Annotated in this window: 13 protein-coding genes and 1 tRNA gene; 10 read left to right on the forward strand and 4 right to left on the reverse strand. The window is 48.1% G+C overall.

Features of this window, described 5'->3' with window-relative positions:
- Nucleotides 1-104 precede the first annotated feature (104 nt).
- From psbZ to DXY37_RS06895, 3 genes are all read left to right on the forward strand, one after another.
- A complete protein-coding gene (gene psbZ, locus DXY37_RS06885; RefSeq protein ID WP_011932021.1) occupies nucleotides 105-293 on the forward strand; it encodes a photosystem II reaction center protein PsbZ in 189 nt (62 codons plus the stop codon).
- An 82-nt stretch (nucleotides 294-375) separates the two neighbouring features.
- Nucleotides 376-858 carry a 6,7-dimethyl-8-ribityllumazine synthase gene (gene ribH, locus DXY37_RS06890; RefSeq protein WP_115125933.1) on the forward strand — a complete coding sequence of 161 codons (483 nt, stop codon included), beginning with the start codon at nucleotides 376-378 and terminating at the stop codon, nucleotides 856-858.
- A 73-nt stretch (nucleotides 859-931) separates the two neighbouring features.
- Nucleotides 932-1,003 (forward strand) — tRNA-Gly (locus tag DXY37_RS06895).
- Between the two features lie 7 nt (nucleotides 1,004-1,010).
- Here DXY37_RS06895 and DXY37_RS06900 read toward each other — a convergent pair.
- Entirely contained in the window at nucleotides 1,011-1,466 is a 456-nt protein-coding gene (locus DXY37_RS06900; RefSeq protein WP_115126034.1) for a GNAT family N-acetyltransferase, read from the reverse strand.
- Between the two features lie 147 nt (nucleotides 1,467-1,613).
- On the opposite strand from DXY37_RS06900, the gene rfbA reads away from it, so the two are divergent.
- From rfbA to DXY37_RS06930, 5 genes are all read left to right on the forward strand, one after another.
- Nucleotides 1,614-2,555 carry a glucose-1-phosphate thymidylyltransferase RfbA gene (gene rfbA, locus DXY37_RS06905; RefSeq protein ID WP_115125934.1) on the forward strand — a complete coding sequence of 314 codons (942 nt, stop codon included), beginning with the start codon at nucleotides 1,614-1,616 and terminating at the stop codon, nucleotides 2,553-2,555.
- Nucleotides 2,545-3,162, forward strand: coding sequence for a dTDP-4-dehydrorhamnose 3,5-epimerase (gene rfbC, locus DXY37_RS06910; protein ID WP_115125935.1), 618 nt, complete (start codon nucleotides 2,545-2,547; stop codon nucleotides 3,160-3,162). Before rfbA ends, rfbC begins: the two co-directional genes overlap by 11 nt.
- Complete coding sequence (rfbD, locus tag DXY37_RS06915; RefSeq protein ID WP_115125936.1) at nucleotides 3,159-4,046, forward strand: dTDP-4-dehydrorhamnose reductase; 888 nt, start codon at nucleotides 3,159-3,161, stop codon at nucleotides 4,044-4,046. The genes rfbC and rfbD overlap by 4 nt, the downstream gene beginning before the upstream one ends.
- Before the next feature lie 16 nt (nucleotides 4,047-4,062).
- Entirely contained in the window at nucleotides 4,063-5,388 is a 1,326-nt protein-coding gene (locus tag DXY37_RS06920) for a sugar transferase (protein WP_244276927.1), read from the forward strand.
- Nucleotides 5,389-5,761: 373 nt separating this feature from the next.
- A complete protein-coding gene (locus DXY37_RS06930; protein ID WP_115125939.1) occupies nucleotides 5,762-6,946 on the forward strand; it encodes a hypothetical protein in 1,185 nt (394 codons plus the stop codon).
- Here the strand turns inward: DXY37_RS06930 and DXY37_RS13065 are convergent.
- The gene (locus tag DXY37_RS13065; protein ID WP_136975565.1) at nucleotides 6,928-7,734 is read right to left on the reverse strand and encodes a hypothetical protein; all 807 of its coding nucleotides are present in this window, start codon (nucleotides 7,732-7,734) and stop codon (nucleotides 6,928-6,930) included. The genes DXY37_RS06930 and DXY37_RS13065 overlap by 19 nt on opposite strands.
- Nucleotides 7,735-7,865: 131 nt before the next feature.
- Between DXY37_RS13065 and DXY37_RS06935 the strand changes: the two genes are divergently transcribed.
- Nucleotides 7,866-9,107, forward strand: a complete 1,242-nt coding sequence (locus tag DXY37_RS06935; RefSeq protein ID WP_115125940.1) for an HlyD family secretion protein — start codon at nucleotides 7,866-7,868, stop codon at nucleotides 9,105-9,107.
- Nucleotides 9,108-9,144: 37 nt separating this feature from the next.
- Here DXY37_RS06935 and DXY37_RS06940 read toward each other — a convergent pair whose 3' ends face one another.
- Both DXY37_RS06940 and DXY37_RS06945 read right to left on the reverse strand, forming a co-directional pair.
- The gene (locus DXY37_RS06940; protein ID WP_115125941.1) at nucleotides 9,145-10,386 is read right to left on the reverse strand and encodes a glycosyltransferase; all 1,242 of its coding nucleotides are present in this window, start codon (nucleotides 10,384-10,386) and stop codon (nucleotides 9,145-9,147) included.
- The gene (locus DXY37_RS06945; RefSeq protein WP_115125942.1) at nucleotides 10,386-11,048 is read right to left on the reverse strand and encodes a methyltransferase domain-containing protein; all 663 of its coding nucleotides are present in this window, start codon (nucleotides 11,046-11,048) and stop codon (nucleotides 10,386-10,388) included. Before DXY37_RS06945 ends, DXY37_RS06940 begins: the two co-directional genes overlap by 1 nt.
- A 50-nt stretch (nucleotides 11,049-11,098) precedes the next feature.
- On the opposite strand from DXY37_RS06945, the gene DXY37_RS06950 reads away from it, so the two are divergent.
- Nucleotides 11,099-11,878, forward strand: a complete 780-nt coding sequence (locus DXY37_RS06950) for a peptidylprolyl isomerase (protein WP_115125943.1) — start codon at nucleotides 11,099-11,101, stop codon at nucleotides 11,876-11,878.
- The last annotated feature ends 6 nt before the right edge of the window (nucleotides 11,879-11,884 follow it).

Raw genomic sequence — 11,884 nt, forward strand, 5'->3', positions numbered from 1 at the left:
ATGGCGTTCACCACAAGCTGTGAAGCTTGATGCGCAGACGACGGAGACGACTCTCCCCCACATGTGAGAATCCCCGTGAACGACCTGGCGTCGACCGATTCACCATGCAGATCCTTAACACCCTCACCGTTCTGGCCTTGGTGGTGATGTCCTTTGCCTTGATCGTGGCTGTGCCAGTTCTTTACGCCTCGAACGAGGACAGTGGCCGCTCCAATCGCTTGATTCTGCTGGGTGGCATTGCCTGGGTCGCCTTGGTGCTGGTGAACTGGGGCATGAGTTTTTTCGTGGTCTGAGGTCAGCCCGGGCCTACGGGCATCTTTTTTATCCAGTTCACGCCGGTCGGGTGTGAACATGGGATGAACGGATCAAGGCGTCATGGCCACCTTTGAAGGACGGTTCACCGATGTGCAGGGCCTGCGCATCGCTGTGGTTGTTGCCCGATTCAACGACCTGGTCACGGCCAAGTTGTTGAGCGGCTGCCTTGACTGTCTTGGACGCCATGGGATTGACACCAGTGCAGACAGCAATCAGCTCGATACGGCCTGGGTGCCTGGTTCTTTTGAGTTACCTCTGGTGGCCCAGCAGCTGGCTCGCAGCGGTCGTTACCAAGTGGTGATCACGCTTGGGGCTGTCATTCGTGGTGACACGCCCCATTTCGATGTTGTGGTCGCCGAAGCCAGCAAGGGAATTGCCAGCGTGTCTCGTGACACCGGTGTGCCCGTGATTTTCGGGGTGCTCACAACCGATACGATGCAGCAAGCGCTCGAGCGGGCAGGGATCAAGAGCAATCTGGGATGGAGTTATGCCCTGCAGGCTCTGGAAATGGGCTCTCTTGTGAAGGCATTGCCAGCGGCTTGAACGGTGGATTGACCAACGGCCCCTTGGTGGTGCATGCTTCTCAGGTCGTCAGGTGACATTCACCGGCTGGCCTGCGGATGTAGCTCAGTGGTAGAGCATCTCCTTGCCAAGGAGAGGGTCGAGAGTTCGAATCTCTTCATCCGCTTGTTGAATCATTGCTTTCGGATCAGCAAGTGCTGAGAGGAAACGCTGCTGAATCCCATTTGTTCATAAAAGCCATTGCTGTTGGTGGTCATCAGATACACCCGCTCCACTTCACGCAATTTTGGGGAAGCCAGCAACGCTTCAACGACCCGCCGCCCGAGCCCACGACCCTGAAGGTCGCCGGCCACCACCACATCCCAGAGCACGGCTCTGTAGATCCCATCGCTGCTGGCTCGCCCGAAGCCCACCATCCGTTTGCCGCGCCAGAGGCTCACAATCACCTGGCTGCCGTTGAGCATTTCACGCAGTTGCTGACGACTGCGTCCCTGGGCCCAGAAGGCGTGTTTATTCAACAGTCGTCGAAGTTTGAGCAGACCGCGCGTCGGGCGTAGGTTTGGCCCCAGCCCCATCAGGCGCAGGCCTGGGGCTCCTGGTGCATGTTCAACCAGATGGATGCGGGCCATGCTTTTGGCAATCAGATCTTCATCATCTGTCCTCAAGGTTGTTGTTCTTGAAATCTCGCATTCCTGCATCGAAAGTCGGTTTTGAAGGTTTTCCCAGTCCTTGCATGCTGAAATGACCAAAATCCGCGGTGTATCGGCAATCCTTCCATGAGGCGAAAGGGGATAATCCTTGCTGGCGGCAGCGGCACCCGATTGGCTCCTCTCACCACTGCGGTGAGCAAGCAGCTGATGCCTATCTATGACAAGCCGATGATCTACTACCCGCTCAGCACGCTGATGCTGGCGGGGATCCGTGAGGTCTTAATCATCACCACGCCCCACGACCAAGCAGCATTCCGGCGCTTGCTGGGCGATGGCGGAGCCTGGGGGATGACCATTTCATATTCCATACAGCCGAGCCCGGATGGGCTGGCCCAGGCTTTTTTGATCGGTGCAGAGTTTCTTGATGGAGCGCCGGCAGCTCTGGTGTTAGGTGACAATCTCTTTCATGGGCATGAATTGATTTCTCAGTTGCAGGCAGCCATGGCACGTGAGCAGGGTGGCACTGTGTTTGCTTATCCCGTTCGCGATCCTCAGCGTTACGGCGTGGTTGAGTTCGATGCCTCTGGAAAGGCCCTCAGCATTGAAGAAAAACCGGCTCAGCCGCGTAGTCGGTATGCCGTAACGGGACTGTATTTCTATGACCACACTGTGGCGGAGAGGGCGCTGAGGGTGAGGCCCTCCAACCGAGGTGAGCTGGAGATCACAAGCCTTAATCAGATGTATTTGCAGGAGCAGAAGCTCACGGTGGAACTTATGGGCCGCGGCATGGCCTGGCTCGATACCGGGACCTTCGATTCCCTCCAGGAGGCAGGGGCTTACATCCGAACTCTTGAGCAACGACAGGGTTTGAAGGTTGGCTGCCCGGAAGAGGTGGCCTGGCGCCAGGGCTGGATTGATAGCGTTCAACTTGAGCAGTTGGCTCAGCCTTTGCTCAAGAGCGGTTACGGCCGCTATTTACTGCAGCTGCTCAATGAGCCCAGAGGAGAGCATGCTCTATTGAAGCGCAAACTGGAGAGCCGCTCATCGGAGACCGCTCATGACAGCTGAACGGCTTTTGACGGCGACCGGTCAGCCGGTCCAGGGGCCGCTGCTGATCACTCCTCAAGTGTTCGCTGATGAACGGGGATTTTTTTTTGAGAGCTGGAATGAGCGTTGCTTTCGCAACGATTTGATGAATGACGGAGTTTCTGCCGCTGAGGTCGAGTGTCTGCAGTTTCGTCAGGACAATCATTCGCGCTCCAGCCGTGGAGTTTTGCGTGGTCTGCACTTTCAGCTTCTCCCCGAACCGCAGGGCAAGTTGGTGCGCTGCAGTGTGGGCAGTATTTTTGACGTGGCTGTGGATCTGCGCAGCGCTTCGCCGACTTATGGCCAATGGGTGGGGACGACGCTGTCAGCCGATAACCATCAGCAGTTCTGGGTTCCTATGGGATTCGCTCACGGCTTCCTCACCCTTAGCGATGTGGCCGAAGTGCAATACAAGGCCAGTGGCTTTTGGAATCGAGACTGCGAAAGATCCTTGCGCTGGAATGATTCGACCTTGGCAATTCAATGGCCCTTGCAGTTGGCTGAGGTGATCGAACCATTGCTCACTGAGAAAGATGCGCAGGCGCCAATGTTGTCGATGCTTGAGTCGATGGGAGAAGTGTTCGAGTGAAGATTCTGCTCACTGGTGCTGACGGTCAGCTGGGCCAGGCTCTCTCTGCGTCGTTGCCGGCCGAGGTTGAGCTGATCGCAACAGCGCGCAAGCAGTTAGACCTTTCTGATCCCCAGTCCTGCCGTTCAGCAGTGCATGCGCATCGTCCCGATTGGGTTCTCAATGCTGGCGCTTACACGGCTGTGGATAAGGCGGAATCAGAACCAGAGCAGGCAATGGCAGTCAATGCGGGGGCTCCTCGTGCTTTCGCCGAAGCTCTCTCTGTAACCGGCGGCAGACTATTGCAGATCAGCACCGACTTTGTGTTCAATGGCTGTCAGGGGCATCCATATGAGCCGGTGCATTCTCCAGATCCGTTGGGGGTCTACGGCGCTACCAAGACCGCGGGGGAACAGGCGGTGGATGAAATTCTGGGCTGCTCTGATGAGGGTCGCGCCACGATTCTTCGCACTGGTTGGGTTTACGGCCCAGTTGGCCAAAATTTTTTATTCACGATGCTTCGCTTGCACCGTCTTAAGGCAGAAGTCGGCGAGTCTTTGAACGTGGTTGCGGATCAGGTTGGCTGCCCCACCTCAACCTCAGGACTGGCTGCAGCGTGCTGGGCTGTGATCAAGCTCCAGGTGATGGGGATGCAGCACTGGAGTGATGCCGGTGTCGCCAGCTGGTATGACTTTGCTGTTGCGATTGGTGAGTTGGCTGCTGCACGAGGTCTCCTGTCTAAGGCGGCCCAGGTCCTACCTATTACTACCGCTGATTTTCCAACTCAAGCGAAGCGACCCGCCTATGCGCTGTTGGCATCCAGCCGCACGAGAGAGCAGCTGCAACTTCGCCCACAACACTGGCGCTCCTCTTTAGAAGAGGTGATTAATCGTGTGGAGGCATGATCCACGCACCCTATTGGTGCGCGCGCTGCTGCTTGATGCACTTGGTCAACTGTTGGCGTTGGGATTAATCATCTGGTTGCCTTCCGCGCTTAGTTTGAACATTGGGGGCAGCAGTCTTGAAGGGCAGGGTGGCTGGCTTCTATTTTCGTTAATTCTCTACCCGTCGCTTGGTTGGTTGTTCGGCAGCTACACGGTTTTGCGTTGGCGACGTCTTGCTTTGCCGATCTTGCTTCAGCGGTTGCTGATTACTGCTGTGGTGAGCTTGATGGTGGTGGCGACGGTCCGTTGGTTGATCAATTCTGATGAGGCTGTATGGCTGGTCTATCGACGTGTTCAGTTCGTCTGGATGGCTTTGATCACCATTTGGGCGTTCCTGGTGAGATTGGCTCTGCGTCGTGGTCTGCTGTTAACCGACGCACCCCGTTTGTTGTTGCTGGCCCACCGTAATGAAATCCAAACTGTGCTCACAGCCTGGCAGCGTGTACCTCATCGCCAGCGGCTATCTCCGATTAGTGCCTCGCAATTGAAACGACGTCTGGATCGGCAGGATCAGTCGTTGCTGGTGGCTGTCAGTGCGGCTATTCGCCGTGATTCAGGCATGAGCTCCTTGCTTGACAGTTTGGAGATGCGTGATCCGCGGCTCCTGCGCAGTGTGTCTGTGCTGAGTCTGTTTGAGCAGCAGCAGGAGCGTCTGCCTCCTGGTCTGATGGGTGATGTCACCTTCGCTTATGACGACCTTCCCTGGGCGGCCATTTTCAGTGTGCAGGCCCAGCTGAAGAGGATGGCTGATTTACTGATGGCAGCAGTGTTGTTGCTTCTTACAGCCCCTTTTATCGCAGTAGCGGCTTTGCTGATCTGGCTTGAGGATCGTGGCCCAGTGTTTTATGTGCAGCAGCGGAGTGGCTGGCTGGGGAGACCGTTTCGCGTCCTCAAGTTGCGCACGATGAAGGAGCAACCTGTGGACGCGCCTGCTGAGTGGACGCAACCTGGGGATGATCGGATCACCGTCGTTGGTGGTCTGCTGCGTCGGGTGCGAATGGATGAATTGCCGCAGCTTTTGAATGTGTTGAACGGGGAGATGAGCCTGATTGGTCCACGGCCGGAGAGACCGGAGCTTGAGCAGGAACTTGAGCTCAGTATTCCTCACTACCGCAAGCGGCACTGGATGCGTCCTGGCCTAAGTGGCTGGGCTCAGGTGTGTGCACCCTATGCCAGCAGTATTGACGACTCCGATCTCAAGTTGTCTTATGACCTCTATTACCTGACTCACTTCAGCACTTGGTTAGATTTAATGATTTTGTTCCGCACCATTAAGACCGTGCTCAAAGCTGGTGGACGATGAAGTTGTTGCGGATTCCTTTTTCCAGCTCTTTTCTTATCTGCGATTTAGTCAGCACGTGTTTGCTGAACGAGCTCAAAGTCTGTCTGTCAGCCTCGACAAGCCTGATTTTGCAATTGATCTTCTCGCCTTAGTGCTGAGTTGGGCTGGAGGGCTCGTCATTACCTCGAGTGGGGTTTGGCATCAGTGGTCCGTTGATATCTATCGAATTGTGAGTGGTGCACGATCATTTTGGCTATAATGTCTCTTTTATTGCCTGAGCAGGCCATCACAATAAAATCCAAAAAATTTTCACCAATCAATTATGTTTCAGGCACAATTCTCGCTAATGGAAGGGCTAGTTTGGAAGAATTCCAGTTGACCCAACTCGTGTTGTATGTGTATTCTCTGCGAACAATCGCTGGCTGGGTCTCTTTCGACAGGGCGCCACGTTGAAGGAAAAGCCTTGTACGGGCTTTCTATAGCGCCAGCAGAACTTATTGATGAAGTCTTTGTTTCCGTTACTCGCAATGTAACTGCGACTGACGGAATAATGGATTATTATCTTCATGAGCCTGGCGGCAAAGTTACTGTTGCTGGGGGCAGTTACAACCAGCAAAGTATACAATCAGTTGGTATTCCTGGTTCTGATGTAGATTTTTTTAATTCAATGGTGCAGAAGCTTGACGCTATTATTGATCTTGACTTTCGTAAATCATTGACAGCTTCTCAGGCCGATGTTGATCTTTACTATGATGTTGAAATTGATTTAGGTGATGATGATGTCTTGGGACTTGCTACAACTGATATGTCTAGCGGTTGGGAGCTATTTATTGACTATCCGAAACTTCAAAATGATCAGAATTATCTTCGTTATATTCTGATACATGAGTTTGGTCATTCGTTGGGCCTTGAACATCCGTTCGAAAATAAAGATGGTGATGCAGTAAAAGGCATCATTGATCCTTGGAACAGTTCATACCCAGAAGAAACTGTTATGGCTTATCGCTCGCCAAAGGGTAATTTATGGCCGGATTTTTTCACCGATAATGACCTAAATGCTCTTATTCATGTTTGGGGAGCGGAGCATCAGTGGTTAACATATGATAGCGATGTTATTTTTGGGGCTAAGTATTCTGAGAAAATATCCGGTCTTTCTGGGGATGATCGAATCATTGGTGCTGGTGGAGCCGATGTAATTAATGGCAATCAAGGTAATGATTGGTTGCAGGGTGCTTTCGGTCGTGATCAACTCTTTGGCGGCAGTGGCGATGATATTCTTCGTGGGGGGAATGCGAGCGATCGATTAAATGGAGGCGGAGGAGCAGACCTTCTTGTCGGTGGTGGAGGTAAAGATACTCTTACTGGAGGCGCTGGAAGTGATCGTTTCCGTCTTGGCTTAGGAGATGATATTATTACTGATTTCAGTATCATCGATGGCGATAAAATTGAAATTGAATCCAGTCTGAATTATTTAATAAGCTCAAAAAATGGCGAGGTTCATATTTTTAATGATCAAGGGTCACTCACGTTGGCCGGAGTGTTCGACTTTGACCCAGAGTCTCAATTGTCTTTGCTGTAGTTATTCCAAATTTTAAAGGCTTCAAGAAGTCTGTTAGCTTTCTCGTCTTTCCACAGTTTAAGTGTTAAATCTCTGCTGGGAATGTGAAAGTCTTTGACATGCTGATGATGCAGATTCGAATCGTTTGCATCTAGGCAGAATAGAGGATATGTGCAAACCCAACTGCTCTCAGCAGGCAGGGATCCATATAGCCATTTGTCAGCGACAGGTCTTATTGAGTATGGGTGTGTTAAAAAGTGGTGATTTGGCAAATGCGTTTCAAGCCAACGCCCGACTTTACGACGCAAAAACGGGAGAGCTTTTTGATTTAAAAGTACAGCACCGTTTCCATGACTTCGGATGTTTTTTTTGGATATGACAATACTTTTTCCCTTGCTTATATGCCATTGATTGTAGAGTTTATAGCGTGCTCTGCTGCTAATAGGTGCTAACTGAATAATAAGACTTGATGGGCCTGTTGCCTTAATAAGTTGGGCAAAGTTTATAGGCCAAGCGTCCGGGCAAGCAAGACTTGAACCCACATCGTCTTCCATCAGAAGAAACCAACCAGAAGGAGAGCTTTGAGAACTTAAGTTTTCAATTAAAGTTTGCCAGCTGCTTAGACATGCGAGCTCTGCACGTGTGGTTATTCGCTCAGATTCAACTTCGTTTATGCGTTGGAGGCCAGGTAATGCAGAGCCTCTGTGCCATGGTCGCATAATTGACCAGAAGTGTTGTTGTGGGTCTTTGGCATCGACGGCAATCCATCGTCGGTGAGTCCATCCACCTTTTTCTAATGCCCATTGCATGCGCAGCCTACGTGTTGACTGACGGTTTAGGTTGATCCAGTGAACTGGAAACAGAGAGGGCCAGTTCCTTTCCATGCTCGATTTTCCTGATCTACAACCTTAGGAAAGGTCGTATGTTCTAAAGTACTTTAATGAAAGACTCTCAGCCCTCTAGCAGAACCAAAGGTGAGCTAAACGCAAAGCCTCCGAAGGATAGCCATCCGTCAGAGGAAACCCCATCAAATCAATCCGAAAGCATTAAAGACAAAGCTGGCAATGCAGCTAATGATTGGTTAGCACGAAACCGAAACCTAGTTTTACGTCAGACCCCGGTTTGGGCTCAGAGTTTAGCAGGACTTCTTGTAGGACTCGGCTCTCTTGCATTAATCGGTGGATTTGTCTTCCGTATTGATGAAGTAGTCACCGTGCAGGGTCAGCTTAAGTCAATTGGAGGTACGGTTGAGGTAAAAACCCCTGCTGGAGGTCGTGTAGCAGAAGTCTTATTTAACGATGGAGAGGCTGTGGAGGCTGGACAACTTTTGATGAAGTTTGATACGAGACAAGCTGCTGATGAAAAAATTCTACTTACTCGGTTAATTATTGTGGAAGAAAAAGAACTAGTATCTAAATTAGAATCAATCAAAATTCAAAAAGAAACTACACAGGGCCGACTTGATGTATTAAATCAAAAATTAAATACAAAACGCATAATTACCAAGGAGCTCCAATCATTAGTAAACCAGGGAGGCTTTCAAAGAATTTCATTGTTAGAGCAGCTTGATGAAATGTATACAATTAGAAAACAGATTACTGAGACAAAGCAGCAATTAAATCAGCTTGATCTACAAGCGGCCCAGTACAGATTAGATACGCAAAAGAGTATTAATCAAATGAAAACCCAGCTCAAAAAAGCTCAACTTCAATTACAGTACCAGAACGTGACTTCTCCGGTTGCTGGAATTGTATTTGACCCTCAAGTTCGTGTTGAAGGTGTTCTTCAAGCAGGCGAGCGTATTCTTTCTATTGTTCCTCAGAAAGGTCTTTATGCAGAGGTTTTTGTTCCTAATCAAGATATCGGATTTGTAAAAACTGGGCAAAAAGCCAAAGTAAGAGTTGATGCTTTTCCTTTTTCTCGATATGGAGAGCTTAATGGTGTTGTCTCGCAGATTGGAGCAGATGCATTGCCTCCGGATACCAATATGAATTTCTATCGGTTTCCTGTAAAATTAGAGTTAAATCGTAGCTTCCTAGAAAATAAGAATGTTCAAATCCCTCTTCAAGCAGGAATGACTGTTACCAGTAATATGAAATTGAGAGAAAAAAGAGTTATAGGATTAATTAGTGACTTGCTAGTCGATCAGACTGATAGTGTTCGGAGTATTCGCCAACAGTAGAACTATATATAATCAAGGTCGTTTACAATTATTAGATTCATGCAAAGTTTTCTATTAAGGCTATCTGTTTCTCTAGGCAATCTTGAAGTTCGTAATGAGTTTGGATATGAGCTCTTGCCGATATTCTGATGTTGCCAGAATTTTGTTCAAGTGCTTTTGTTACAGTATTTGAGATTGCTTTTTCGTCATTGAATGGAACAAGATAGCCATTTATGCCGTCTTTAATAACCTCTTTGACAGGAGGAGTGTCACTTCCTATTACTAAGCACCCACAGCTCATTGCCTCAAGAAGGCTCCAACTAAGAACAAATGGATAGCTTAGATAGATGTGCGCAGAACTGATTTGAAATATTTTTAGGAGCGACGAGTGAGATACTAATCCCATTTGGTGAATTCGTGACCAGTCCAATGATGTACCTAATTCATTGCGTAAGGTTGTTAACCAACCTTTCCCATCATTCCGCTTTTTGCCGTAGCTGACATTAGCCGTATCTTGTCCGATCAGAATGGTTTGTAACTGTGGGTGCTGTTTTTGAATATGCGTTAATGCTCGCATAAAAATATGAATTCCACGATAAGGCTCGAAAGTACGATTGATAAACGTAATTAAAGGATCTCCATGCTTAATTTTTAGATTCTTAGGCATACTGTCATGAGCTGGAATTTCTAGACTGGCCTTTGAATTAGGTTTAAGCCAATTTGTATCAATACCATCGTGAACTATGGTTGTTCGTTCTTGTGCCCATTTTGGTAGTAATGAATGCTGAAACTTTGTCGGTGTAATCCCTTGGGTCATTTGATTTAAGCAGGAGAGATTGTGCGCATTTTTTATCTTCGCTCTCGCTCCATCAACCCATGTACGTTCGAGTTTTAATCCACCATCAAAGTCATCATCTGTACCTGGAACTCCGTGAAAGAACTCCACGTAATGTAGCTGGGGGGCTTTAGGCCATATTTCACTCAAGAACAGCATTTCTCCCCATCCCGGATGGCCTAGGATTAAATCAGGTTGATAACCTTCTTTTTTTAATTCTAGGGCTTTAAGAGCTACTGCTTCAGCTCTTAGGGTTTTGCTTTCCATTTCTGAGCAAAATTCATGAATTGATAGTGAATTTCCTCTTCTTAACACGTAACTATGAAAATTTAACCATGACGGCAATGGAGCAGCTCCTTTCCATGGCTTGCTTATTGCAGTAATCTTGTAACCTTTACTATTTAGACGTGGCAATAAATGAATAAACTGCCCAGGAAAGCCTTGATGGATAACAAGAATTTGCATTATTTTCGCATCATTCCATCTAATATTCCACCAGCCATAGTAAAATCATGTATTTTGAGCTTGATTATAAAGCCATACATTAGTGGCAATATTTTAGTTTTTTGAGTGCAGGCAAATACGATTTTCTGCGGAACCCCAGATTGGTGGTAAATAGGGAATGAGCTTACGCAGCTAAAGCGTTGGCTAAGTTTGCATACCCACCAGTCCATGGGAGCCAAGAGAATATGAGCGTTTCTGCCGTCGGCTAATTTTTTAACAGCGGGCTGTAAGTCAATGACTAAGTAACAAAATTGCTTGGTAAGATTCTTGATATCGTCAAGAACAGCATCGATACTATCCATTTCAATATGTTCTAAAACGTCCAAGCATGTTAAAATATCAACAGGTTTTTCTGGTTTTGTCGAAAATTCTTCTACAGCAGGATCATAACCACTGATTTTGATTGGTGCAGTTATTTTATTTTGCAGACGTTTTAACAGCCGCCCTTTGCCGGTTCCGTAGTCAAGAACTGAGTTGCAAATCCCCATCTCATGCATACGTTGTAGTGCTGCTGGAAGCTTTCCGGCGACCCCACCCCCATCATCACGACTTCCAAATTGTTCGGCATTTTCGTGCAGGGCTTTATTAAGCTGACGCTGCTTGTCACTGATTACTTCTGCCATGTAGGCCTAGGCTCCTTGAGATTCAAAAATCAAACACCATTGTCACATGCATGACCTCTCCAAATGATTCCCGTGTGGATGTCCTTGATCCGTTGCCAGAATTATGGTTGAAACCTGCGCGACGTCAAAGACTTCAAAGCCAATTCTCTCAAATTTCTGATTTTTTGACGTTGGCAGGATTGTTAAAGCGGTCTGTTGAATATTGGGTATGTCTTGAAATTTCTAAAGAAGCTTGTTCTGATGAAACTATTTGGCCTAAAGAAGATTATACACTTGTTCTTTCTGACCTTGAGTCTGCATGGCTGAAGCAAAATAGTTTAGAGGAGATGGGCCTTACTATTGAACAATTACGAGATAAGTTAAAGGTTCGACCTGCGTCTATATGTTGGGCTAAAGCACGTTGGAACCATAGAGTTGATGCTTGGTATCTTGAACGTAAAGTTGATCTCGACCAAGCGAGCTGCAATTTACTTCGTGTGTCTGACAAGAATTTGGCTTTTGAGTTATTCCATCGCATTAAAGCCAAAGAAATTACTTTTGCACAAGCAGCACAAGAATTTGGCCTTGGTCCTGAAGCTTCTAAGGGTGGTAAAATTTCTCAACAACCTATGTCTCAATTACCATTCGGTTTAGATATACTATTAAGAAGTCTTTCTCCTGGAGAGCTTACACCTCCACAACGTCTTGGAAATATATTTGCAATTGTGCAATTGGATGAAATTGTTGAAGCGCGTTTAGATGATGCTATGAGGCAGCGTTTGCTTTGTGATGAATTTGACCGATGGCTCCGCTCAATGACTGAGTATGCACTTGCTGCTTTAAAGTCATAGAAGTCA

The organism is Synechococcus sp. GEYO, from assembly GCF_900473955.1.
Taxonomy (GTDB): domain Bacteria; phylum Cyanobacteriota; class Cyanobacteriia; order PCC-6307; family Cyanobiaceae; genus Synechococcus_C.